Here is a 24,776-nt window from a genome sequence, read left to right on the forward strand (position 1 = left end):
CTGGGCGTTTCATCCCGCGCCTCTCGGCAACCAACCGCCAATCCCAATGTAGGAGAAACCATATGAGCCAGCTCCAGCCTGCCTCCGCCCTGATCGACGCCGGTCATGGCGCCATCGACAAAGGCACGACACTGCTCAAGGCCATGGCCAACGAAAACCGCTTGCGCATTTTATGCCTGCTCGATGATACCGAGCTTTCGGTCACCGAGCTGAACCGCAAGCTGAACCTCAGCCAGTCGGCGCTTTCGCAGCACCTGGCCATCCTGCGCCGTGAAAACCTGGTGGTCACACGCCGCGCCTCGCAGACCATCTACTATTCACTGGCAGGCAATGAGGCCCGCACCGTCATCGACTCATTGACCACACTCTACGGCAAGTCACGCTAACCGATCCCGGCAGCGGCTCAGCGCCGCTGCCAGCCACTGGCCTCCACGCGTTCGATGACACGATCCCCGAGCCGCTCGATGCCCATCGAGACCCCTACGCCGAGACGCTGCAACAGCGAATGGCGCGGCTCGAGCGTGACATGCAAGACCCGCTTCTCCTTCATGCGTGCCGCGAGATAGCCGTCGCTGGTGGCGACCTCATCGATCAAGCCATCCTCGAGGGCCTGACGGCCGTACCAGATTTCGCCGGTCGCCACTCTGTCGATTTCCAGCGCCGGACGCCGCTCGCCGACGTAGCGCTTGAAGAGATCATGCGTCTCCTGCAAATCGTCGAGAAACTTGGCGCGCCCCTCGTCGGTATTCTCCCCGAGCACGGTCAAGGTCCGCTTGTAACGGCCCGCCGTGAGCAGCTCGACGTCAATATCGTGCTTCTTGAGCAGACGATGTACGTTGGGCACCTGCGCGACCACGCCGATCGACCCAATGACGGCAAACGGTGCCGCGATCAGGCGATGCGCGCAGCACGCCATCATGTAGCCCCCGCTGGCGGCCACCTTGTCGACGCATACGGTCAGTTGCACCCCGGCGTCGCGCAGCCGGTCGAGCTGCGCAGCGGCAAGCCCATAGGCATGCACCAAACCACCGCCCGAGGTAAGGCGCACGACGACTTCATCCCCGGCCTCCAGTTCATCCGACAACAGCGAGACCTGCTCGGCCAGTTGCGGGGTGCGCGATGCCTTGAGGTCGCCATCGAAGTCGAGCACCCACACCCGCGATGGCAACTCGTCAGATGCGTCATCCTCTCCCTTGCGGCGTGCTTTCTCCTGTTTACGCAACAGCTTGTGCGCGCGACGCCGACGCGCCGGCGACATACCCGCCAGCCGCAAGGACTCACGTCGACGACGCTGACGCTCATTCAACGTCACCACGCGCAGACGATTATCATCTCCTTGCCCACTGGCACGCTGCTTGAGGGACACCACCAGCACGATCAGTACGCCCAGGGCGATCACCAGTGTCGCCAGCTTGGCGGCAAACAAGGCGTATTCCGCTATCCATTCACTCACATCGCGCCCTCATGCTTGGATGATTCCATACAGGTCTTGTATGAAACATATGTTTAAAATAGGCTGAGGCTTCCACCAACACCACAGAGTGACCGATCATGGCCGACGCCAGTACCGTCATCGAAAAACTCCAGTCGCGCTTCGATCCTGCCGCCGCCCAGGGCATGAATGATATTTTCCAGTTCCACATCACCGATGCCGATGACTATTACCTGCACGTTCAGGACGGCACGCTGGACGTTCGGCAAGGCGAGCACGACGACCCTTCCGTCAGCCTGACCACCGACACCGAAACGCTGAAAGGCGTGATGAGCGGTGAACTCAACGGCATGCAAGCCTTCATGAGCGGCAAGCTCAAGGCCGCCGGCAATGTCATGCTGGCCAGCAAGCTCTCCCGCCTGTTCCCCAGCGGCTGACCCCCTCCAGAGCGCCGTTACAAGGCACCTCAGCGCATCGCCACCGCACTGAGGTGTGTCTCGATCAACTGACGCGAAATCGAGTGACCAGGCGGCAGTTCCGGCAAATGACGCGGCGTGAACCAGGCGGCATCGGCGATCTCGATACCGTCGATGCGAATCCGCCGACTGGCCGCTTCAGCAAAGAAGCCCAGCATCAACGAATGCGGAAACGGCCATGACTGGCTGCGAAAGAAACGTACCCGGCCAATCTCGACACCGACTTCCTCGTGGACCTCACGACGCACGGCGTCCTCGGCGGTCTCTCCAGGCTCGATGAATCCTGCCAGCGTGGAATAACGTCGCGCGGGAAAGCGCGAATTGCGCGCCAGCAACAGATCCCGCCCATGGGTAACCAAGGTAATGATGCACGGCGAAATGCGCGGATAGCTACGATGACCGCAGGCCTCGCACTGCATGGCAAACTCGTGGGCTATACGCTGCATGGGCGCCCCGCAGCGCCCGCAAAAACGATGATCGCGCGCCCAAGCTGACACTTGCAGCGCCGTCGCCAGTAGGTCGGCCTGTGCAGCCGGCAAGCGCGCCAGCCAATCACGCGCCGGGGGCCAACTGGCTTCGCCAGGCTCATGCGCCATCGCCACCGGCATGCCATGCCACATGCCCAGTGGCATGGCATGCTCGGGCCAGGCAGCGGGCGCTTGAAGGATGCCCGGTTCTTCACCGGGCGCGATGCCCGCCTCGCCGAAACGAATCCAATACCCCCAGCGCGGCGTCTCCGCGCCGGGCAGCTCTCTGACGAATTCCGCTGTCGACGTCGTCGTCATGACGGCCCCTGCGTCGTTGCATCCAACGCGTCCCAATGGCACTCACCCGCCGCCTGCCGAATGCCGTCGAGTTTGGCGCGATGCGCGCTCAACTCCGTCTCGCTGGGTCGCGTCACTACTAGCGTCATGCCTTCCCGCGCCACCCGGCGGATGCCGCTGACGCTATTGCCCCCTTCGGCGGACCCGCCGCCAGCCTCTTCGATACCTGCCAGCGATAGGGCCGTCTGGCCCCCGGTCATCGCCAGGTAGACGTCGGAGAGAATCTCGGCATCCAACAGGGCGCCGTGGAGCACCCGGCGGCCGTTGTCGATGGCATACCGCTTGCACAGGGCGTCCAGGTTATTACGCTGTCCCGGGTGCAACTTACGCGCCATGGCCAGCGTATCGAGCACGCCGCAATGCTCCGCGACCGGCCCCAGGCGCGGCCCGCCTCGCTTGTTCTGCAGCAGGCCGAATTCGTGATCGATGAAGCCCACGTCGAATGCCGCGTTGTGAATCACCAACTCGGCACCGTAAATGTATTCCCAGAACGCATCGGCGACATCTGCAAACACAGGCTCATCGGCCACCCGCTCATTGGTGATACCGTGAATTTCCACGGCCTCTGGATCGATATCGCGTTCAGGGTTGATGTATTGATGGAAGTTATTGCCGGTGAGTCGACGATTGACCACCTCCACTGCGCCGATCTCGATCAGGCGGTGGCCTTCCTTGGGGTCGATACCGGTCGTTTCGGTGTCCAGTACAATTTGACGCATTGCTTACTCTTCTCCAGCCATGGCTCGACGCTGAGTCGCCTGCACGTCGTCGGTGGCGGCGTTAGCCAGCGTATCGGCCAGTTCGTTACCTGCATGCCCACTGTGTCCTTTGACCCAGTGCCATTCGATGCGATGGCGCTGGGTTTCTTCGAGCAGTTCACGCCACAACTCGGCGTTCTTGACCGGCTTTTTGGCGGCGGTCTTCCAGCCACGCTTGATCCAGCCATGGACCCACTGGGTAATCCCTTTACGCAGGTACTCGGAGTCCGTCCAAAGCGCGACCTCGCATGGACGCGTCAAGGTCCGCAGCGCTTGGATCGCGGCCATCAACTCCATGCGGTTATTGGTGGTCTCGGCTTCACCGCCGTTGAGCGTTTTTTCATGCTGACCGTAACGCAGCACCGCCCCCCAGCCGCCGGGGCCAGGGTTACCACGGCAAGCGCCGTCGGTGTAAATGGTCACATGGGGCATGTCGCCCACGGTGGGGGTGTCAGTCAACCTCGGCCATCCTATCGTCGTGGGCTTGGGCCCGGGCGCGCCGCGTGCGTTCGTTGCGATGCAGTGCGGCGGGGCCGAGCCAGGAGTTGCTCGTCATCGTATCGCGGCGCAGCATCGTCCGCACCGGATGCACCGGGATCTGCTTGCGCCGGGCCACGATCAGGTAACATCCGCCGATCGGGAGGTTATAGCGTCGCCCCAGCGTTTCGAGCCCCAGGTTATGAATATGTCCGCCGGGCAGGCGAAAGCCGCAGTAGTCTACGCGGTCGATCTCGAAATCGACAAACGCCAGCCATTCCCGCAATCGGCTGCTGCGTCGCCAATGCCCCTTGCATGGCCAGCGACGTCGACTGGTGGGTGACAAATGCCCCAGAACATCGACGCCGAAAGGGTTCCAGCCCATCATCACCAGGATGCCGTCGTCACGCGTGACCCGCGCCGCCTCGCGCACCAGGTGATGGGCATTGGGCATCACTTCCAACAAATGATGCACCAGCACGAGATCGAGGCTTTCATCGGGAAGCGGCAAGGCGCTGGGATCACACACCAAGGCCGCGTCATCCTGAGCCAAGGCGCGTGTCGGTGACCAGCTCATCGCATGGCGGATGGGGCACATATCAGTCAGCCGCGCGGCCATCCCGAGTTGCAGGCTGTGAGATCCGAAGCGCGACTCGCAGAGTGGTCCCAAGCACGCGCGCTGTGCCTGCCACAATGCAGCACCATATTCAGACGCCCAGAAACGGCGCCCCTCGCGGACGGCCTGCGCCAACGTCATCGTCATCTGCGAATTTGACACGACGGTCCGTTCCCCCCAAGGTTGTCGCATTTTACGCTACCGTCCGCCATCATGCATGGCGTGACGATAAGCGTGTTTCCGACGTTTGCCGAGGTCTAGCGTACTATGTTGACCGTGATTCCCATTCCCGCGTTCCAGGACAACTATATCTGGCTGCTCCGTCAGGATGCCAGCGATAAGGTGGCGATCGTCGATCCCGGCGACGCACAACCCGTCATCGAATACCTGGAACGCGAAAACCTGAACCTGGCGGCGATTCTGGTGACTCACCACCACCACGATCACACGGGCGGCATTGAAACGCTGGTCAAACGCTACGCCCCCCGCGTGATCGGCCCCGACAACTCGGCCATTCCCGCCGTTGAAGAAATCGTCGGTGACGACGACGAATGCCGCGTCCAGGGTCGACGCTTCGAAGTCCTCGCGGTCCCCGGCCACACACTCGACCATATCGCCTTCTACGCCCCCGGCACACCAGGGCTGCTCTTCTGCGGCGACGTGATGTTCTCGGCCGGTTGCGGACGCCTGTTCGAAGGCACTTCCGCGCAGATGCAATCCTCACTCGAGCGCCTCGCCGCATTGCCCGATGACACGCTGGTGTTCGCCGGGCACGAATACACATTGGCCAATCTGCGCTTTTCCCAGGCCGCCGAGCCCGACAATCCCACGCGGGACGCCTATCTGGAAGAATGCGAAAAAGCGCGTCAGTTGGAGCGCCCCACGCTGCCCACCAACATCGGTCGCGAGCGCCAGATCAATCCTTTTCTGCGCATCGACCAACCCGGCTTGCTCAACACGGTCGCCGAACAAGGCGAGGCCGACGACGCCAGCAGCGCCTTCGCCACGTTGCGCGACTGGAAGAACCGTTTCTAGCATCGCCATTTCAGGCCGTCGTCATCACCCTTGAGAGGCTCGTTTACCATGCATGCTCGATCGATCCGCCGCCAAGCCGTGGGCTTGGCAGGCGGTCTTTTACTGACCACCTTGTCGCTGCCCGCGCTTGCGGCGAGCGGTTCACCGACCGACGATTCAACGACCTCGACACAGCACGCCACCTTCTGGCAAGCATTGGAGCTTAAAAGCGCCACGCAGGCCAACGTCTGGACGCGCCTGAAAAGCGGCTTCGAGTTGCCAGACAACCTCAGCAATCCACGCGTCAAGGAATGGCTCGACTACTTCGCCGCCAATCCTCAATACGTCTCGACCGTGGCTCGCAACGCGCGGCCTTGGCTACGTTGGGTGACCCGCCAGCTCGAAGCACGCGACATGCCCACCGAGCTGGCCTTGTTGCCGTTCATTGAAAGCGCCTACGATCCGACCGCCAAGCATCCCGGCGGAGCGTCGGGGCTCTGGCAGTTCATGCCCCGCACCGGCGACGCCATGGGGCTCAACAACACCTGGTGGTATGCTGGACGCCGCGATGTCATGGCCTCGACCAAGGCTGCGCTCGATTATCTGCAGACACTCGCCCGCCAATGGTACGAGGGCGATCTCGAGCTGGCCTTGGCGGCTTACAATGCCGGTGCGGGCACCGTCAACCGCGCCCGCAAACGGGCCGCCGCCCAGGGCAAGCCCATCGACTACTGGCACCTCTCGCTGCCCAAGCAAACCATGGATTATGTACCCAAATTACTGGCCTTGGCCGCAGTGATCTCCGCCCCACAGCGCTACGGCGTCACCCTGCCCGACATTCCAGACCGCCCCGCCATTGCTCAAGTCACGACCAAAGGTCAGCTCTCGCTTAACGAAGCCGCCCGTCTCGCCGGCGTCAGCGAGCAACGCCTGCGCAGGCTCAACCCCGCCTTGCGGCGCGAGGCCACTCGCCCGACCCAGAATGCCAAGCTGGTCATTCCCGCCGCCAGCCGTCAGCGCTTTCTCGCCAATCTCGACACGCTGCCCCCCGAACAGCGTCGTCTCCAGACGCATTATGTGGTCAAACGCGGTGACACGCTCTCGGGTATCGCCGCGCGACACGACCTTCCGATCAGTGTGCTGCGTCAGCAGAATCACCTCGACGGCGACTTGCTCAGGGTGGGTCAATCACTGATCGTTCCGACCACTGGCCAGGCCAGCCGTTTGGCCCGTCATGCCACTACCCACGAAGTGACCGTCAAGCCGGGCGACAGCCTGTCACGCATCGCCGCGCGCCACGATGTCAGCGTCGACGAGCTGGCTCGCTGGAATCGGCTCGATCGAAGCGATTATCTACATCCGGGACAACGCCTGACGCTGCGCCAGGCGCCGCGTTGATCGCAACGGATGCGCCCCCCTACTCAGCACGCCACGGCTAGGATAGGCTAGGTGTTGTACGAAAAGTCGCCGAGCGCAGACAGTTTCCCGACAATGCCTAGCGTGCAGAATCGATATCTTCACCACCACTCATGCATCTTGCTTCAAGGAATCGTTTGATGCTTTCGTTCGTTCGTGCCTTGTTGTTGGGGGGCTCCCTGTGGGCGGTCAGTCTCGCCTCGTGGGCCGTAGCGGCCGAACATGTCCCTACCGTCGGCGCGATTTCACTCTACGACGCCCCCGCGCTGCCCGACGACTTCACGCATCTGCCCTATACCAACCCCGACGCGCCCAAGGGCGGCGAAATGCGCCGCGCCGCGCAGGATAGCTTCGATTCGACCAACCCTTTCATCCTTCAGGGCAACGCCGCCGCTGGCCTGGATCACATCTACGATACCTTGATGGAAGCCAGCGCCGACGAGCCCTTTACCATGTATGGACTACTGGCAGGGGGCATCCGGCTTGATCCCGATCGACACTGGATGGAAATCGATCTGCGCCCCACGGCTCGTTTTCATGACGGCCACCCGGTAACCGCCGAGGACGTGGTCTTCAGTTTTCGTATCCTGAGGGAGAAAGGTCAGCCGTTCTATCGGGCCTACTATGCCAATGTCGACAAGATCGAGGCTCTGGACGACGACACCGTGCGTTTCGAGTTCAGCAACAACGACTCCCGGGAATTACCGTTGATCCTGGGACAATTGCCGGTGCTGCCCAAGCACTACTGGCAATCGCGCGACTTCGCCTCGCCGACGCTGGACAAGCCGCTGGGCTCGGGGCCCTACGAAATCGCCAGTCTCATCCCGGGGCGACGCATCGTGTATCGCCGCGTCGAGGATTACTGGGGGCGCGATCTGCCCATCAACCGCGGGCGGCACAATATCGGCCGCCTGGTCTACGATTATTATCGTGATCAAACCGTAGCGCTCGAAGCCTTCAAGGCCGGAAATCTCGATTTGCGTATCGAAAGCAGCGCCAAGAACTGGGCCACCGCCTACGATATACCTGCCCGCAAGGAAGGCTTCATCAAGCGCATGATCGTTCCCGATGCGCAGCCTGCCGGCATGCAAGCCTTCGTCATGAACTTGCGGCGCGAGAAATTCCAGGACCGCCGCGTCCGCGAAGCCCTGACCCTGGCCACCGATTTCGATTGGCTCAACACACACCTTTTCTACGGCGCCTATCAGGAAACCGATAGTTATTTCGAAAGCTCGGACATGGAAGCCAGCGGCCTCCCCAGCGAGGCGGAACGCCAGCTACTCGCCCCCTACCGCGATATCCTGCCGCCCGAGGTATTCAACCAGCCGCTACCGATCTCGCGACCCGATACCTTGCGGGCACGTCTGAAAAAGGCACTGAGCCTGCTTCGCGATGCCGGCTATGAAGTGCGCGACGACGTGCTCGTCGACACCGCCACCGGGCGCCCCCTGCGCCTGGAATTCCTGCTCTACGACACACAGTTCGAACGCGTCACGCTGCCGCTCATCCACAATCTCGAACGCCTGGGTATCCAGGCCAGCCTGCGCGTGGTCGACGTCAACCAGTACCTGAGACGGCGCCGGAATTTCGACTTCGATCTGATGGTCGCCAGCTTTCCGCAATCGGCCAATCCGGGCAACGAACAACGCGAGTACTGGACGAGCGACTATGCCGATGCCCCGCGTAGCCGTAATCTGATCGGCTTGCAGAGCCCGGCGCTCGACGGCCTGGTCGACACCTTGATCAGTGCCGATAGCCGGCGTGAGCTGGATACCGCCGCACGCGCACTGGACCGCGTCCTGCGCTGGGGATTCTACGTCATTCCCCAATGGCATCTCGACGGCACTCGCGTGGCGCTGTGGGACAAGTTCGGTTACCCCCAGCCCTTCCCCGAATACACCTTCGATCTCTCGAGCTGGTGGGTCGACCCACAGCGCGCAGAGCGTGTGGAAGCACGTCAACACAGCGACGGCTGAGAGGAATATCGTGGCTAACTACATTCTACGCCGCCTGCTGCTGATGATTCCCACCTTGCTGGGTATCTTGCTGCTCAATTTCATCATCGTGCAGATGGCGCCGGGCGGTCCCATCGACCAGATGCTGGCCCGCTTCCAGGGCATGGACAGCAATGCCAGCACGCGACTGGAAAGCGGTGGCGAGACATCCAGCGGCGATACCCGCAGCACAAGCGGTATCGACCCGCGCCTGGAAGCGGCACTAGAGAAGCAATTCGGTTTCGACAAGCCCCCCGTGGAACGCTTCTTCGACATGCTGGCCAATTACGCCACCTTCGATCTCGGCGAGAGTTTCTTCCGCGGGCGGCCGGTGATCGACCTGATCGTCGAACGCTTGCCGGTCTCGATCTCACTGGGGCTCTGGACGACGCTGCTGGTGTATTCGATTTCGATACCGCTCGGCATACGCAAGGCCCTGCGCCACGGCTCGCGCTTCGATGTCTGGACGTCGGGGCTGATCATCGTGGGCTACGCCGTGCCGGGGTTCTTGTTCGCCATTTTTCTGATCGTGGTGTTCGCCGGTGGCAGCTACCTGGACTGGTTTCCACTGCGCGGACTGACTTCACCGGACTTTGCCGATCTTTCCTGGTGGGGCAAGATCCAGGATTATTTCTGGCACATCGCACTGCCCGTGCTGGCCTCGGCCATCGGCAGCTTCGCCACCCTCACCATGCTGACCAAGAACAGCTTCCTCGATGAAATCCACAAGCAATACGTGCTCACCGCGCGTGCCAAGGGCGCCAGTGAGCATCGCGTGCTCTATGGTCATGTGTTCCGCAATGCCATGTTGATCATCATCGCGGGACTTCCCTCGGCACTGGTGGGGATCTTTTTCACCGGGTCGCTGTTGATCGAGGTCATCTTCTCGCTCGACGGCCTTGGGTTGCTCGGCTTCGAGGCGGTCATGCAGCGCGACTATCCGGTCATCTTCGGCACGCTGTATCTCTATACCTTGATCGGTTTGGTGCTCAAGCTGATCTCGGACCTCACCTATGTGTGGGTCGACCCGCGCATCGACTTCGCGACACGGGGGGCGTGATGACAGTTCGCCGGCACTTTCGAGCCTCGCCCATCGCACGCCGCCGCTGGCAAATCTTTCGCGGTAACCGGCGTGCCTGGTGGTCGCTGTGGGCCTTCGCCCTGCTGTTGATCGCCAGCCTGGGCGCCGAGCTGATCGCCAACGACAAGCCTCTCGTCATGCACTACCAGGGCCAGTGGTACGCCCCGGTGGTCTTCGATTATCCCGAAACCGAGTTCGGTGGCTTTCTGCCGACGACGGCCGACTATCGCGACCCCGTCGTTCGGGAAAACATAACATCGCAGGGCTGGATGCTATGGCCGCTCGTGCCCTTCTCCTACGACACGCTGGATCGTGAGCTAGAAGGTCCTGCGCCCTCACCGCCCTCGGCACGCCACTGGCTGGGAACCGACGATCACGGCCGCGACGTCTTCGCTCGCGTGCTCTACGGCTTTCGCCTATCGGTGGTCTTCGCGGTGATATTGACGGTGGGTTCCATGGTGCTCGGGGTCTTGTTCGGCGGCGTTCAAGGCTATTTCGGCGGCAAGGTCGACCTGATCGGCCAGCGCATCATCGAAATCTGGTCGGGCATGCCGGTGCTGTTCCTGCTGATCATCCTCGCCAGCCTGGTACAGCCCAACCTGTGGTGGCTGCTGGGTATCATGTTGCTGTTTTCATGGCTGGGGCTGGTCGACATCGTGCGCGCCGAATTCCTGCGCGCACGCAATCTCGAGTACGTGCGTGCAGCGCGTGCCATGGGGCTGCCTTCGCGCCTGATCATGTGGCGCCATGTGCTACCCAACGCCATGGTCGCCACCCTGACCTTCATCCCGTTTCTGTTCACCGGGGCGATCACCACCCTCACCGCGCTGGATTTCCTGGGCTTCGGCCTGCCACCCGGCTCGCCCTCCTTGGGTGAACTCGTCGCCCAGGGCAAGAACAACCTTCAGGCGCCCTGGTTGGGCATCACGGCGTTCCTGAGTCTCGGGATCATGCTGTCGCTGCTGGTCTTCATCGGCGAAGGGCTGCGCGATGCCTTCGACCCGCGCCACGTACCCAGCACCATCACGTCGACCTCCGCCGATACCGACGATCTACCCGGGAGAACCGCACATGGTCAATGACGACGTGGTATTCGAGCTCGATGCGCTGAGCATCGCCTTCGGCGACATGCGCGTCGTCGAAGACCTGTCATTCACCATAAGGCGGGGCGAAACCGCCGCATTGGTCGGTGAGTCCGGCTCCGGCAAGTCGGTATCCGCCCTGGGCGCCCTCGATCTGCTGCCGCCTGGCGCGCATGTCGAGGGCGGACGTCGACTCTGCGGAGAGTCGCTCGAAGGCCTCTCGCCGCGGCGCTGGAATACGCTGCGCGGGGGGCAAGTCGGCTTCGTGTTCCAGGAGCCCACGACCTCGCTCAACCCCTTGCACACGGTCGGCAAGCAGCTCGGCGAAACCCTGCGTCTTCATCAAGGGTTGCGCGGCCGGGCCGCCCGCCAACGCGCCCGGGAGCTGCTCGTGGAAGTACAGCTGCCGCGTCCCGATGAACTGCTCGAGGCGCATCCGCATCAGCTGTCGGGCGGGCAACGCCAGCGCGTGGTGATCGCCATGGCCATCGCCAATGCACCGCAACTGCTCATCGCCGACGAGCCGACCACGGCGCTCGATGTCACCGTACAGCAGGATATCCTGGCCTTGCTGGCGCGACTACGCGACGCCAATGGCATGGCCATGCTGTTCATTACCCACGATCTCAACCTGGTGCGTCGTCATGCTGACAGCGTGCATGTCATGCAGCACGGCAGGCTCGTCGAAAGCGGCAGTGTCACACGTGTCTTCGATGCCCCCCGCGCGGCCTATACCCGACATCTGCTCGACGCCCATCCCGAGGGCCACGCCGCACCGTTGCCACCGGCACGCGAGGTGCTGCTCGAAGCACGCCATCTCGGCGTCTCTTTCGCACGCAGCAAGTCCTGGTTCGGACGCCGCCCCGCCCCCTTCGTGGCCGTTCAGCCGCTGGATATCACCCTGGCGCGCGGCGAAACCCTGGGCCTGGTCGGGGAATCCGGCTCCGGCAAGACCACCCTGGCGTTAGCGCTGCTACGCCTGGCCACCGCCGACGGCGAGATTCGCTTCGATGGTGAACGCCTGGATACATTACGCGGCAACGCGCTACGCCGTCGGCGGCGGCGCTTTCAGATCGTTTTCCAGGACCCTTACGGCTCGCTCTCGCCACGCATGCCCGTCATGGATATCGTCAGCGAAGGACTTCGCTTCCATCACCCGACACTCAGCGACGCGGACGTCGAGCAGCGGGTCGCCACCACCCTGGAGGAAGTCGGCCTGCCGGCGGATTGCGCGGCGCGCTATCCGCATGAATTCTCGGGCGGCCAGCGCCAGCGTATTGCCGTGGCACGCGCCATCATTCTCGAACCCGATCTCGTGGTGCTCGACGAACCGACATCCGCACTCGACCGCAGCGTGCAGAAGCAGCTCATCGATTTGCTGCGCGACCTGCAAGCGCGACGCTCCTTGAGTTATCTGTTCATCAGTCATGATCTCGCCGTCGTGCGCGCCATGGCGCATCGAATCGTGGTGCTCAAAGACGGCGAGATCGTCGAACAAGGCGCTTGCGAGTCCCTCCTCGGGCAACCGCGCGAGGCGTATACCAAACGCCTGCTCGACGCCTCAGGACTGTCCTTCGCCCCCTAGCCAATCTTGGGCGGGTCATGACGGCGTTGTCAGGTTATGGATCGTTGAACGAGCATGAAGATAACGGTATAAATTAGATGGACGCCACTTCGGCCTCGGTAAGCTCCCGCCAATCGCCCGGCGCCAGTGACGGGTCGAGCGCGATGTCGCCGATTTGCTCACGGTGCAATGCCACTACCGCGTTATCCAGCGCCGCGAACATGCGCTTGATCTGATGGTAGCGGCCCTCCTGAATGACCAACCGCACCCTCTCGCCCTCATCCGACGCCGGCAGACGTTCGAGGCGCGCCGGCAGTGTCGGCCTGTCTTCCCCTTCCAGCATCAATCCCTCAGCCAGGAGGTGCTCCGCTCCTTCCGCCAGCGGCCGCGCCAGCGTCACGAGGTAATGCTTGTCGCAACGTCGCTTGGGCGAAGTCAGCCGATGCGACCATTGGCCGTCTTCGGTGATCAACACGAGCCCGGTGGTATCGACATCCAGACGCCCCGCCGTATGCAAGCGGCCGGGCTTGGTGACATCCAGCAATTCGATCACCGAGGGGTAGCGCCCCGGCCGTGTCGTGCATTCATAGCCGGTGGGCTTATTGAGCATCAGATACCGCACGCCCACCAAGGACAAGGGCGCCCCCATCCAGCGTACGTCCTGCTTGTCGTCGAGCTTGAAGGCGGCATTCTTGATCACCTCACCATCCACCTCGACCTCGCCGCGGTGCAGGGCTTTCTTGGCCAGCGAGCGCGTCAGCTCGGTACTTTCACTTAAAAAACGGTCGAGACGCATGCAGGGAATTCACTCCTCGACCTGGAAACGATCGGCGTCCATCCAGGCCGGAAATTTGTCACGGAATGTACTCAGCGCCTGGCGATCCAGGTGACCGGTACGCATGAAAGGGACGTCACGCGGCTCATCGATCAGGGGCTCGCCCTTGAAGTCGACGAGCATCGAGTCGCCCGCATACGCCAACCCCTTGGCATCTTCTCCCACACGATTGACACCGATCACATAGCACAGGTTTTCGACGGCGCGCGCCTGTAACAGGGTGCGCCAGGGCTGACGGCGTGGTGCGGGCCAATTGGCCACGCACAGCAGCGCATCATACTCGAAATGCTCGTCCGGTGCGGGCTGCTGACGCAGCCATACAGGAAATCGCAGGTCATAGCAGACGCTCAACAACAGCCGAACCCCTTTGAGTTCGACGATGACGCGCTCGCTGCCCATGCCATAGCGCTCATGCTCGCCGGCCATGCGGAACAGATGTCGCTTGTCGTAATGCGTGATATCGCCATCCGGGCGCGCCCAGACGAGACGGTTGAAATACTCGCCATCCTCGACCACGGCGACACTGCCTGTCACCACGCAGCCACGCTGACGGGCCTGCTCGACCATCCAGGCGACGGTGGCGCTTTGTGCCATGGGTTCCGCCATCTCGCGAGAGTTCATGGTGAACCCCGTGGCGAACATCTCCGGCAGCACGATCAAATCCGTGGTATCCGACGAGAGCGTGCCCAGGCGCTCCCCGAGCAAGCGGCAATTGGCTTGAGGGTCTTCCCAGCGCAGGTCGGCCTGCACCAGGGTGGTACGCAGTTCACTCATCACACACCTCCCGTATTGAATGTCCAGTTTGAAGGCCTGCGCGAGGCGGCGGCAAGTCTCTTTCGTCCATGTTAGTTTAGCGTTTTCCCATTCGCTTTGGTCCTCCCACGGTGAGATTCCCATGACGCGCGAGAATCCCCTGCAAGACACGCTGGCCTCAACCAGGACAGCCGCCGATACAGATGCCGTCAAGGGCGTCACGTTCGGCGTCACCGCCTATACGCTATGGGGCTGCTTCCCACTTTTTTTCGCACTTTTCGATGGCGTGCCCGCCTGGGAGATTCTCACCCACCGTATTCTCTGGGCATGTCTTTTCCTGGTCTTGGTGGTGACCGCATTGGGGCGTTGGCGACCGATCAGAACGGCCTTGCGCGCGCCGCGCCTGCTGGCACGCGTCCTCGGCTGCGCCCTGCTCATAGGCTTCAACTGGGGGATCTACATCTACGCCGTGGAAAGCCACCATGTGCTCCAGGCCAGTCTTGGTTATTTCATGACCCCGCTGGTCAACGTAGCGTTGGGCATGCTGATATTGCGTGAGCGAATGTCACGCCTGCAAAGCGCCGCGGTGGCGATCGCCATCGTCGCCATCGGCGTTCAATTGGTGGGACTCGGCGGCCTGCCGTGGATCAGCATCTGTCTTGCCCTCAGCTTCGGTACCTATGGGCTGTTACGCAAACAGGTCAGTCTGGATGGTCTGTCGGGACTCTTCGTCGAGACCTTGATACTCCTGCCCCTCGGCTTGCTCGCCGTGGCCTGGTTCGAGATGGCGGGGATTTCCCATTTTGGCGGCAACGTACACAATACGGCGCTGTTGATAGCGAGCGGTGCCCTCACCGCATTGCCGTTGCTGGCCTTCGCCGGCGCCGCTCGGCGCTTGCGGCTCTCGACCGTGGGATTCTTGATGTACATCAACCCCACACTGCAATTCTTGATCGCATTGGTGATCTTCCGCGAGCCATTGGGCACGCTACAGCTCATGACCTTCATTCTCATCTGGCTCGGGCTGGCGCTATACTCGTTTTCCGCTTGGCAAGAACGACACGCTGGCGCCAGATAAAGCGAGCACCATTGCGCCCTCATCATCTAGAGTGAATGCACGGCTCGAGGAAATACGCCTTCATGACAACGCACCTGGTACTGGTGGGTGCCGGTCACGCACACCTCCACTTACTGACACACGCCGACACACTGCAGCGTGCAGGCTATCGCATCACACTCGTGGCGCCCACGCGTTTCTGGTATTCGGGCAGGGCCGCACGCCTCCTCAGTGGCGCACCGCGTGACACTTGCAGCCTCGACATCGCCGCCCTCGCCACACGCCATGGCATCGAGCATGTCACCGCCCCTTTCGTGGCACTCGACGTACACACCAAGCATGTGTTCCTCGCCGACGGTCAACACATCGCCTTCGATGTTCTCTCGCTCAATGTCGGTAGCGACATCGTCCCCCCCACCGCCAGCGGATCGACCGTGCCCACCTGGGGGGACGCGCGCTACTGGCATGTCAAGCCGATCGAACGCCTCGACGCACTCCGCCAGCATGTGCTCGACGCGGCACAGCGACACCGAGTCTTGCGCATGGTCGTGGTAGGCGGCGGGCCGTCGGGGGTGGAAATGGCCGCCAATCTAGCGGGTCTGAGCCAACAACTCGGCGTTGCCAACGACATTCGGCTCGTCACCCGCCACTCACGCCTCTTGCCCGCCGCACCGGATGCCGCAGCCCGCTGGGCCAGCCGGCAACTCACACGCCTGGGCGTCGAATGGCAACCCGACATCGCGTTCGATGACGGCGCCGAATGGCTCGACACCCTAGACTTCTCACCCGATGACATCGTTCTCGCCACGGGATTACGACCGGCTTACTGCGTCGCCGACCTGCCGCTGGCCCTGGACGATAACGGCATCCGTATCAAGTCAACACTACAAAGCGAGGCCCACGCGACCATCTTCGCCGTCGGTGACTGCGCCTCATTGACCGATTCCCCCCTGCCCAAGCGCGGCGTCGAAGGTGTCCGTCAGGGGCCCGTGTTGCTGAAGAATCTGATGGCCTTGCAGAATGGAACGCCACTGGACGCGTACCACCCACCGGCCACGGCGCTGGCCATCGTGGACATGCACGACAGGGGATTGGCACTTTACGGGAAACACTGGCTAGGCGGTCGCTTGGCCTTGCGGCTCAAGCGCTATATCGATAGGCGTTTCTTGCGGCTCTATCGTTAGGTGATGACGGTTTGGCAGGATGCATCAGCTCGATGCAGACCAGGACACACGGGCCGCCGCACTGGCGGCACTGGCCGATACGCTCAGGTGTCACACCTGCATGTTCATGACATCTTTATACGCCGTCACAAAGCGATTGCGAACCTGCGTGCCCATTTCGAAGGCAATGCTAGCCTTTTGCATGTCGACCATCACATCATTGAGCTCCACGCCCGGCGCCCCCGCCTCGAACGCCTTGGCTTGAGTGTTGGCACTCTGCTTCAAGCTATTGATCCGTGAGATCGCACTGTACAACTCACCGGTAAAGCCACCGCTGCCTGCTGTTGCAGGGGTAGAATTACCCGCCGCCTGATTAGCCAGGGATTGCATTTGCTGAAGCGCCTGGGAAATGGCCGGTGCACTCATGACTTTTCTCCGCCGTTCGAACAGCTCAAGGATACGTTGACGCACCCTACCAGCAAATCCGCATGCGTCATATTGACAATTGGGACCTAAAATATCGGCTTTTCCGCCCTTTATGGTTTTCATAGCTCCACATAATAGCCGTCATCATACATACGCCTCACTACGGTATTGATCGCACCGTCTTACGAGGCATCAAACGATGCGCAGAATTCTGGAGTTGGACATCCCCATGCTTGCCGCTGGACCGTTTCAGTGCCTACCCCGGCGTCGCCGGAGGATGACATGAGCACAGCAGCATCCTCCTCGAACGAGGCCAATCAAGGGACGTCAGGACAGCGCCAGGGCAGTGCCGCCCCGGCCAACGCCCAATCGTTCATCGACCGCTTGCGAGGCAATCCGCGGGTACCGCTGATCATCGCCGCCGCCGTGTGCGTCGCGATCATTGCCGTCTTGCTGCTCTGGGCGCGCTCGCCCGAGTATCGCGTACTCTATTCGACGCTCACGCAGAAAGATGGCGGCAAGATCGTCACCGAACTCGACAGCATGGGCGTGCCTTACCAATTCAGCGAGAACGGCCAAGCCCTGTTGGTGCCCGCCGACCGGGTCAACAGGTTGCGCTTATTGCTCGCCGAGCAAGGCTTGCCCGAAGCCTCCGGCGTCGGCTTCGAGCTGATGGACAGACAAGACTTCGGCATTAGCCAATTCAACGAACATGTCAATTATCAGCGCGCCCTTCAGGGCGAGCTTGCCCGCACCATCGAAGCCCTGGGTCCGGTTTCCAGCGCTCGCGTTCACCTGGCCATGGCCAAACCCTCGGTTTTCGTGCGTGAAAGCGAACCCGCCAGTGCCTCGGTCGTCCTCGACCTTCAGCGCGGGCGCGTGCTCGGCGAGGGCCAGGTACAAGCCATCATGCACATGGTCTCGAGCAGCGTCTCCGAGCTTGCCACCAGCGCCGTGACGGTGGTCGATCAATCAGGACGCCTACTCTCTCCAGCCAATGATGGCAACAGCGTGCTCAGCGGCTCACAGCTGGATTACGCCGCGCGCATCGAACGCAACTATGCAAAGCGCATCGAGTCGATCCTGGCGCCCATCGTCGGTGCGCGCAACGTCAAGGCCGAAGTCTCCGCACAACTCGACTTCTCCAAGCGTGAATCCACCCGCGAAATCTACGACCCCAATCAGCCGCCCAATGAAGCCGCCGTACGCAGCAAGCAAACCAACGTCAGCTACACCGGCGCCGGCAACCTGGCGATGGGCATTCCCGGCGCACTGAGCAATCAACCTCCAGGTATCGCGGCTTCTCCCATCAACGCTCCTCAGGCCGATGATGAAGGCAATCAAAGCAACGACGGCAACGCCGCTCAGGCGGACGCCGCCCAAGGGGAAGACGCACAAGGTGGTGGCAACGCTGCGGCGCAGGAAGAAACCTCGCAAGGACGCACGAGCAGCAACCAGACCATCAACTATGAAGTCGATCGTACCGTTCAGCATATACAGCGGCAGACCGGCACCATCGAACGTCTCAATGCCGCCATCGTGATCGACTACCGCGACGGCGTCGACGAAGACGGCAACCCCACCCGCGTGCCGCTGAGCGACGAAGAAATCGCCAACATCCGTAGTCTTGCCCAGCAGGCGATTGGGTTCTCGGCAGCTCGCGGCGATCAGCTCGAAGTCGTCAATTCGCCCTTCGAAGAAACGTCCAAACAGCGCCCCGCAGCACCGTGGTGGGAGTCTCCCCGGCTTTGGTCATTGGCCGCCACGCTGGGCCAATACCTGCTGATTGGTCTGGTCGCCCTGTTCCTGTGGTTCAAGGTGCTACGCCCACTGATCCAACGTCAGAGTGAACGTCCCGCCTTCACGCCGGCCACGCCGAGCCCCGCCGGTGCCACGGCGGGTACCGGCGGAGGTGCCGAGGCCTACGCCGCCACTGCTGCCGAAGGCACCGGCGCCGAGGAAGAAACGCCGGCGCCGCCACAGAAGCGTCGCGAGCGCCGCTCGGCCAGTTATGAACAAAACCTCCGTGACGTACGTGAGATCGCCCAGGAAGACCCGCGTCTCGTCGCCATGATCGTCAGAGGCTGGATGAGTTCCCATGAGTAAGATGAGTGGCGCTCGCCGAAGCGCAATTCTGCTGCTCTCGTTGGACGAGGACAGCGCTGCCGAGGTCTTCAAGTACCTCAGCAACAAGGAAGTCCAGGAAATCAGCCTGGAGATGGCCTCGCTGAGCCAGATCTCGCACGAGGAGATGGAAGAGGCCTTGAATGAGTTCCATGACGAAATGGAGCAGTTCTCGGCGGTCAACCTGCACAGCAGCGAGCATATTCGTACCGTGCTCACCAAGGCACTGGGCAGCGAACGTGCCAACAGCCTGATCGAGGACATCCTCGAGACCACGGGCTCCGCCTCGGGTATCGACGCGCTGAACCTGATGGAAAGCACGACCGTGGCCGAGCTGATTCGCGACGAGCACCCGCAGATCATCGCCACCATCGTCATCCATCTGGATCGCAACCTGGCCGCCGACGTGCTCGAACAGCTCGACGAGAAACTGCGCAACGATGTCGTGCTGCGTATCGCCACCTTTAGTGGTGTGCAACCGGCCGCCTTGCAGGAGCTCACCGAAGTGCTTGGCAGCATGCTCGACGGCCAGAATGTCAAACGCAGCAAGATGGGCGGCGTGAGAACCGCGGCCGAGATTCTCAATCTGATGAACTCGTCCCAGGAAGAGCTGGTCATCGACGCCGTTCGCGCCCACAACGACGATCTGGCTCAACGCATCATCGACGAGATGTTCCTGTTCGAGAACATCCTCGACATCGACGACCGCGGCATCCAGCTCATCCTCAAGGAAGTCGACACCAACTCGTTGGTGGTGGCCCTCAAGGGGGCCCAGGAAGCGCTGGTCGAAAAGATCACCCAGAACATGTCGCAACGCGCGGCCACCCTGCTGCGGGAAGACCTCGAAGCGCGCGGCCCGGTGCGCGTATCGCAAGTGGAGGCCGAACAGAAAGCGGTTCTCCAGATCGTTCGCCGTCTCGCCGACAACGGCGAAATCGTACTGAGCGGAGGCGACGACAGTTATGTCTGACAAACCGCTATCCGACGATGTCATTCATACGCCGGACGACCAACGCTGGCGTCCCTGGCGCATGGACGAGCTCTCGCGCGAGAATGCCGAAGGCAGCGATGCGCGCGACCATGCGCAACGCCTCGAGCAGCGCCGACGCCAACAGCGCCAGCGTCTCGCCGAAGAGCGCGCGGCATTGCACCGCAAGACCCGCGACATTGCCCACCGTGAAGGCTACGACGCCGGCTTCGCAGAAGGCCGGCAAGCAGGTTACGAACAAGGCCTCCAGGAAGGTCGCGAAGCCGGCGAGCAAGAAGCCAAGCGCCAACTCGACGACGCGCTCGCCCCGCTCGGCCAATTGGCCAGCGAGTTTCGTGCCGCGCTGGATGCCATGGATACCCAGCTTGCCGATCAGCTTGTCGAGCTGGCCATGCTCACCGGCAAGCATCTAGCCGACGAAGCATTGGCCGCGACCCCGGAACATGTCGTGACGCTGGTGCGCCAGTTGCTCCATGAAGAGCCCGTGCTCGATGGTCCCTCTCAGTTGTGGCTGCATCCCGACGATCTGACGCTGGTCAACGATCACTTGGGCAACGAGCTCGAAGCAGCACACTGGACGCTGCACGAAGACGCTGCGTTGCAACGCGGCGGATGCCGCGCCGAAAGCGCTACCGGCGGGCTCGATGCCACCCTCGAGACCCGCTGGCAAACCGCGCTGAATCAGCGTCGCCAACGCCATGTCTCGCCCTCCCCGGCAACGGGGTCGGAGGCCGGTGATGACTGAAACGCATCTTGCCGACACGCACGACGCGACCGTCCACGGCGCCCATTGGCAGCGCGCCCTGGGCAAGGTCGCGCAGCGTATCGAGGGGCTGGATTCACGCCGTCCCCACGGCAAGATCGTGCGTGCCACCGGGCTGGTGCTCGAAGCGACCGGCTTGCGCCTGCCGCTGGGAAGCGCTTGCCTGGTGGAACTCGCCCAGCACGGGCATACCGACTATGCCGAAGCCGAAGTGGTCGGCTTTGCCGGCGATCGACTGTTTCTCATGCCGCTCGGCGATACCCAGGGCCTGGTACCGGGCGCGCGTGTGCTGACCCTGGGCAGCAACCAGCACGATGCTGCCAGCGCGCGCCGTTTCCCGCTCGGTGAGGCGCTTCTCGGTCGGGTGCTCGACGGTAATGGTCGCGCGCTCGACGGCAAGGGCTCACTGGAGCATGCGCCGCATGCCACCTTGAACACGCGCCCCATCAATCCCCTCGACCGCGCCCCGATCGAGTCCGTCATCGATGTCGGCATTCGTGCCATCAACGGCCTGTTGAGCGTGGGCCGTGGACAGCGCATGGGGCTATTCGCCGGTTCCGGGGTCGGCAAGAGTGTGTTGCTGGGCATGATGTCGCGCTACACCCAGGCCGATGTCATCGTCGTCGGCCTGATCGGCGAGCGTGGCCGTGAGGTCAAGGACTTCATCGAAAACATCCTCGGCGCCGAGGGGCGCGAGCGCGCCGTGGTCGTCGCCGCGCCCGCCGACGTGTCGCCGCTGCAGCGCCTGCAAGGTGCCGCCTATGCCACGCGCATCGCCGAAGGCTTCCGCGACGAGGGGCGTAACGTCCTGCTGATCATGGACTCTCTGACACGCTATGCCATGGCCATGCGCGAGATTGCCCTCGCCGTGGGCGAACCGCCGGCCACCAAGGGCTATCCCCCTTCCGTCTTCGCGCGCTTGCCGGGGCTGGTCGAACGCGCCGGCAACGGCAAACCCGGCGGCGGGTCGATCACCGCTTTTTATACCGTGCTCACCGAGGGCGATGATCAGCAAGATCCCATCGCCGATGCCGCGCGCGCGATTCTCGATGGTCACGTCGTCCTCTCACGGGATCTGGCGGAGAGCGGACACTACCCCGCCATCGATATCGAGGCCTCGATCAGCCGTGCGATGACCGCCATCACCGACGGGGTTCACCAACGCCGCGCGCAACGTTTCAAGCAGCTTTTCTCGCGTTATCAACGCAATCGCGACCTGATCAGTGTCGGCGCCTATGCCGCGGGCCACGATCCGCAGCTCGATCGCGCCGTCGCCCTGTATCCGCGTCTCGAAGGTTTCCTTCAACAAGGAATCGGCGAACAGGCCGATGTCAACGCGACCCTGGACACCCTGGCATCGCTATTTCCGGAGACGCGCTGATGTCATTCACTCTGCATCGCGGTAAGGAGCTTTCATGAACGCACGCTCACCGCTCACCACGCTCAAGGAATTGGCACAAGAAACCTGCGATCAAGCGGCACGGTCGGTGGGACATTCCCAGCGCAGCCTGCAGGAAGCGCAGCAACGCCTGGACCAGCTCTTGAACTATCGGCACGAGTACCGTCAGCGCCTCGACGCGAGCATGGAAAAAGGCATCGAACCCGCCAACTGGCACAATTACCAGCAGTTCCTCGCCTCCCTCGACCAGGCCATCGCCGGTCAACGCAAGGCGCTCAACGACCAGCAGCGCCAGCTCGACCGTCAGCAGCAAGCGTGGCAAGGCGAGAAGCGCAAGCTCAATACATACGATACGCTGGTCTCACGTCGCGAACAGTCCGAGCAGAAACGTGCCATACGGCGTGAGCAGCAGCTTTTCGATGAAATGTCGGCGCGCATGTCGCGCCAGCAAAAAAACGATCGGGGTCTCGGCGTCACCGCGACGGACACCTCACATTCCAATGACCGCTTTTGACGAGGCACGCACATGGATATTGCCCTGCTGAACACCCTTCAAGGCAGTCATCAAGCCTCCGTAACTTCTCACGGTAGCGCTGGCGAATCGCGCAATGGCACGAGTAGCGAAGACAGTGCCTCGCCGTTCGCTAGCCTCTTGGGCAAGGCCCGTGGCGGCTCGGAGGTCAAGCGTGTAGCCAGCGACACACCGCTGCCTTCCAAGCACGATACACTGCAGGGCGGCGGGAGCGATCTCGCGGCGGCACTCGGCGTGTTGATGCAAGACAGCCATGACGCCAAGCTCCTCAGCGACTGGCTCGAAAGCGGTGACGCCAGCCAACTCGACGCCCTGACCCAACGCCTGGCGGAAATACAGCAAACGCTGGGCGGTGATACACAGCAAAGCGATTCGGCACAAGCTCTCGCCGCCTTGCTCAGTGCCCAAATGCCCACAACGGGGGCGACCAGTGTCTCCCAGGGGAGCGCTGGCGCGCTGGCCAACCGGAATGGCGACCTGTCGCTCGGTGACATCCAGCAACGCATGCTGCTCATCCAGCAATCCTCCAGTGCCTCGCAACACGCCGCGGGCGATGCCACCTCGCATCGGGACCTCGTGGCGCGACTCACCAATGCCGCCACGAACGCCGATCAGGACGCACCATCACTCGTCCAGTTGATCCAGAACGCACAGCACGCGTCAGGTCAGGCCGCATCGCAAACCAATGGCCAGGCATCTCCGACGGCGGCTTTGAGTATCACCTTGGCGCAGCAGGCCCAGGCCGTCGCCAATGCCCAGGGGGGCGAGATGCCACCAGGCCGACCTCTGGAGCGACAAGGCGACACCTCGCTCTTCACCAGCTTGGGACACAACGCTACCTCGGTTAACGCCAGCGCCTCGGGTCACGCCAATGCCGCCGCCAGTGCCGCCGGTGCCTCCGCCACCGCAACGCTCACGCCGCAGGTCGGCATGGCCGAATGGGGCCGGTCACTGGGACAGCAGGTCGTGCGCATGGCACAACGCGGTGATCAACAGGTCGAGTTGCGCCTGCATCCCGCCGAGCTAGGTCCCTTGAGCGTTTCGCTCAAGATGGGCGATCAGCAGCAGGCCAATGTGCAGTTCTTCTCCGCTCACGGTGCCGTGCGTCACGCCCTGGAAGCGGCGATCCCGCAATTGCGCGAGGCCCTGGCCGATAGCGGCATTGCCCTGGGCGAAACCTCGGTCGGTGAACAAGACCAGTTTCAACAGCAGCCCGACGAGCAACAAGACCAGCCCGGTGCTGGAAATGGTACCGATGGCGGGCTTCTCGCCAATGAGTCGAACACAGAGATGCCGCTGTTGAACGAGACGCCACTGCAATATATCGCGTCCTCGGGTATTAACCTTTATGCCTGAGCCTAGCTGCCGATAACACAACAGAGACATCCGTCGACGGATGTCTCTGCAAAGCCCGAAGTGGCGTGCGGGAAGCTTTCTATTCGAGCAATCGAAAAGTGCTCTCTATCGCCATACTCGGCCCACTTCATCTACGTCGAAGCGAATAGATATATACGATGGCCAAGTCCCAATCGGCAACCAACAAGCGCGGCAAGTCACTATGGCTGATAGGCCTGTTGATCGTCCTGTTCTCGGTCGGTAGCTCCATTGGCGTTTACCTGCTCATGGACTCGCGCCAGGAAGCAGCGGCCAGCGAAGAACCGAGCGAGCCCAAGGAGGCACCGGTGCCTATTTTCGTCAAGATCGAGCCCTTCACGGTCAATCTGCAGCACGACGAATACAGTAACCGCCTGCTCTATATCGGTCTGTCCCTGCAGGTGGGCGACAAGAAGACGAAGGAGATCATCCAGCAATACATGCCGGAGGTACGCAGCCGCTTGCTGATGATACTGTCCAGTCAAGAGGCCAAGGCCCTCATCAAGCCCGAAGGCAAGCAACGCCTTGCCAATCAGATTCTGGCGTCGTTCGACGAACCGCTGGCCGAGCCGCAGCCGCCTCTGGACGTCACCGGCGTGCTATTTTCCGAATTCATTGTGCAATAAGA

General features: G+C 62.2%; 25 protein-coding genes. 17 read left to right on the forward strand and 8 right to left on the reverse strand.

Translation table 11 applies throughout. From position 1 onward, the window contains the following. Positions 1 to 62: 62 nt before the first annotated feature. A complete protein-coding gene (locus C8E00_RS07030) occupies positions 63 to 386 on the forward strand; it encodes an ArsR/SmtB family transcription factor (protein ID WP_133696230.1) in 324 nt (107 codons plus the stop codon). A gap of 17 nt (positions 387 to 403) precedes the next feature. Here C8E00_RS07030 and sohB read toward each other — a convergent pair whose 3' ends face one another. Next, a complete protein-coding gene (sohB, locus tag C8E00_RS07035) occupies positions 404 to 1,453 on the reverse strand; it encodes a protease SohB (protein WP_133696232.1) in 1,050 nt (349 codons plus the stop codon). Positions 1,454 to 1,551: 98 nt separating this feature from the next. Here sohB and C8E00_RS07040 point away from each other — a divergent pair, with 98 nt between their 5' ends. Then, positions 1,552 to 1,869, forward strand: coding sequence for an SCP2 sterol-binding domain-containing protein (locus C8E00_RS07040; protein ID WP_133696235.1), 318 nt, complete (start codon positions 1,552 to 1,554; stop codon positions 1,867 to 1,869). Between the two features lie 29 nt (positions 1,870 to 1,898). Here the strand turns inward: C8E00_RS07040 and nudC are convergent, their stop codons facing one another. Genes nudC through C8E00_RS07060 form a run of 4 tightly spaced genes read right to left on the reverse strand, consistent with a single transcriptional unit; the run spans position 1,899 to position 4,745 of the window. Beyond that, positions 1,899 to 2,693 carry an NAD(+) diphosphatase gene (gene nudC / locus C8E00_RS07045; protein WP_133696237.1) on the reverse strand — a complete coding sequence of 265 codons (795 nt, stop codon included), beginning with the start codon at positions 2,691 to 2,693 and terminating at the stop codon, positions 1,899 to 1,901. Next, complete coding sequence (gene dnaQ / locus C8E00_RS07050) at positions 2,690 to 3,451, reverse strand: DNA polymerase III subunit epsilon (protein WP_133696240.1); 762 nt, start codon at positions 3,449 to 3,451, stop codon at positions 2,690 to 2,692. Before dnaQ ends, nudC begins: the two co-directional genes overlap by 4 nt. 3 nt (positions 3,452 to 3,454) lie before the next feature. Next, entirely contained in the window at positions 3,455 to 3,922 is a 468-nt protein-coding gene (rnhA, locus tag C8E00_RS07055) for a ribonuclease HI (protein ID WP_133697214.1), read from the reverse strand. A 19-nt stretch (positions 3,923 to 3,941) separates the two neighbouring features. Beyond that, positions 3,942 to 4,745 carry a methyltransferase domain-containing protein gene (locus tag C8E00_RS07060; RefSeq protein ID WP_133696242.1) on the reverse strand — a complete coding sequence of 268 codons (804 nt, stop codon included), beginning with the start codon at positions 4,743 to 4,745 and terminating at the stop codon, positions 3,942 to 3,944. Between the two features lie 105 nt (positions 4,746 to 4,850). Between C8E00_RS07060 and gloB the strand changes: the two genes are divergently transcribed. The 6 genes from gloB to C8E00_RS07090 all read left to right on the forward strand — a co-directional run bounded on the left by gloB (position 4,851) and on the right by C8E00_RS07090 (position 12,755). After that, a complete protein-coding gene (gloB, locus tag C8E00_RS07065) occupies positions 4,851 to 5,618 on the forward strand; it encodes a hydroxyacylglutathione hydrolase (protein WP_133696245.1) in 768 nt (255 codons plus the stop codon). A gap of 48 nt (positions 5,619 to 5,666) precedes the next feature. Further along, positions 5,667 to 6,995: a LysM peptidoglycan-binding domain-containing protein gene (locus tag C8E00_RS07070; RefSeq protein WP_133696248.1), complete on the forward strand. Its 1,329-nt coding sequence runs from the start codon at positions 5,667 to 5,669 to the stop codon at positions 6,993 to 6,995. Positions 6,996 to 7,153: 158 nt separating this feature from the next. Further along, positions 7,154 to 8,989, forward strand: coding sequence for an extracellular solute-binding protein (locus tag C8E00_RS07075; RefSeq protein WP_133696250.1), 1,836 nt, complete (start codon positions 7,154 to 7,156; stop codon positions 8,987 to 8,989). A gap of 10 nt (positions 8,990 to 8,999) precedes the next feature. Then, positions 9,000 to 10,067 (forward strand): microcin C ABC transporter permease YejB, encoded by a 1,068-nt coding sequence (locus C8E00_RS07080; protein WP_133696252.1) that lies wholly within the window; start codon positions 9,000 to 9,002, stop codon positions 10,065 to 10,067. After that, positions 10,067 to 11,170 (forward strand): ABC transporter permease, encoded by a 1,104-nt coding sequence (locus C8E00_RS07085; protein ID WP_133696255.1) that lies wholly within the window; start codon positions 10,067 to 10,069, stop codon positions 11,168 to 11,170. The genes C8E00_RS07080 and C8E00_RS07085 overlap by 1 nt, the downstream gene beginning before the upstream one ends. Next, positions 11,160 to 12,755: an ABC transporter ATP-binding protein gene (locus tag C8E00_RS07090; protein WP_133696258.1), complete on the forward strand. Its 1,596-nt coding sequence runs from the start codon at positions 11,160 to 11,162 to the stop codon at positions 12,753 to 12,755. The genes C8E00_RS07085 and C8E00_RS07090 overlap by 11 nt, the downstream gene beginning before the upstream one ends. 73 nt (positions 12,756 to 12,828) lie before the next feature. On the opposite strand, the gene rsuA is transcribed toward C8E00_RS07090, so the two are convergent. Then, entirely contained in the window at positions 12,829 to 13,530 is a 702-nt protein-coding gene (gene rsuA, locus C8E00_RS07095) for a 16S rRNA pseudouridine(516) synthase RsuA (RefSeq protein WP_133696260.1), read from the reverse strand. 9 nt (positions 13,531 to 13,539) lie between these two features. Further along, entirely contained in the window at positions 13,540 to 14,343 is an 804-nt protein-coding gene (locus C8E00_RS07100; RefSeq protein WP_133696263.1) for an amidohydrolase, read from the reverse strand. Positions 14,344 to 14,464: 121 nt separating this feature from the next. Here C8E00_RS07100 and rarD point away from each other — a divergent pair, with 121 nt between their 5' ends. Together rarD and C8E00_RS07110 are read left to right on the forward strand one after the other, a co-directional pair. Continuing rightward, the gene (gene rarD / locus C8E00_RS07105) at positions 14,465 to 15,400 is read left to right on the forward strand and encodes an EamA family transporter RarD (RefSeq protein WP_133696265.1); all 936 of its coding nucleotides are present in this window, start codon (positions 14,465 to 14,467) and stop codon (positions 15,398 to 15,400) included. Between the two features lie 62 nt (positions 15,401 to 15,462). Further along, positions 15,463 to 16,563: an NAD(P)/FAD-dependent oxidoreductase gene (locus tag C8E00_RS07110; protein WP_166638272.1), complete on the forward strand. Its 1,101-nt coding sequence runs from the start codon at positions 15,463 to 15,465 to the stop codon at positions 16,561 to 16,563. 90 nt (positions 16,564 to 16,653) lie between these two features. Here the strand turns inward: C8E00_RS07110 and fliE are convergent, their stop codons facing one another. Continuing rightward, complete coding sequence (fliE, locus tag C8E00_RS07115) at positions 16,654 to 16,968, reverse strand: flagellar hook-basal body complex protein FliE (RefSeq protein WP_133696270.1); 315 nt, start codon at positions 16,966 to 16,968, stop codon at positions 16,654 to 16,656. 282 nt (positions 16,969 to 17,250) lie between these two features. Here fliE and fliF point away from each other — a divergent pair, with 282 nt between their 5' ends. From fliF to fliL, 7 genes are all read left to right on the forward strand, one after another. Beyond that, a complete protein-coding gene (fliF, locus tag C8E00_RS07120) occupies positions 17,251 to 19,074 on the forward strand; it encodes a flagellar basal-body MS-ring/collar protein FliF (protein ID WP_133696272.1) in 1,824 nt (607 codons plus the stop codon). Further along, entirely contained in the window at positions 19,067 to 20,062 is a 996-nt protein-coding gene (gene fliG / locus C8E00_RS07125) for a flagellar motor switch protein FliG (RefSeq protein ID WP_133696275.1), read from the forward strand. Before fliF ends, fliG begins: the two co-directional genes overlap by 8 nt. Further along, positions 20,055 to 20,825, forward strand: a complete 771-nt coding sequence (locus tag C8E00_RS07130) for a flagellar assembly protein FliH (protein WP_133696277.1) — start codon at positions 20,055 to 20,057, stop codon at positions 20,823 to 20,825. Before fliG ends, C8E00_RS07130 begins: the two co-directional genes overlap by 8 nt. Continuing rightward, on the forward strand, positions 20,818 to 22,224 hold the full coding sequence (gene fliI, locus C8E00_RS07135; RefSeq protein ID WP_133696280.1) for a flagellar protein export ATPase FliI: 1,407 nt from the start codon (positions 20,818 to 20,820) through the stop codon (positions 22,222 to 22,224). The genes C8E00_RS07130 and fliI overlap by 8 nt, the downstream gene beginning before the upstream one ends. Positions 22,225 to 22,258: 34 nt before the next feature. After that, on the forward strand, positions 22,259 to 22,756 hold the full coding sequence (gene fliJ / locus C8E00_RS07140) for a flagellar export protein FliJ (RefSeq protein ID WP_133696283.1): 498 nt from the start codon (positions 22,259 to 22,261) through the stop codon (positions 22,754 to 22,756). Positions 22,757 to 22,768: 12 nt separating this feature from the next. Beyond that, entirely contained in the window at positions 22,769 to 24,130 is a 1,362-nt protein-coding gene (locus C8E00_RS07145; RefSeq protein WP_133696285.1) for a flagellar hook-length control protein FliK, read from the forward strand. A gap of 158 nt (positions 24,131 to 24,288) precedes the next feature. Continuing rightward, complete coding sequence (gene fliL, locus C8E00_RS07150; RefSeq protein ID WP_133696288.1) at positions 24,289 to 24,774, forward strand: flagellar basal body-associated protein FliL; 486 nt, start codon at positions 24,289 to 24,291, stop codon at positions 24,772 to 24,774. Positions 24,775 to 24,776: the final 2 nt, after the last annotated feature.

This window comes from Chromohalobacter marismortui (assembly GCF_004364315.1).
In the GTDB taxonomy this organism is placed as follows: domain Bacteria; phylum Pseudomonadota; class Gammaproteobacteria; order Pseudomonadales; family Halomonadaceae; genus Chromohalobacter; species Chromohalobacter marismortui.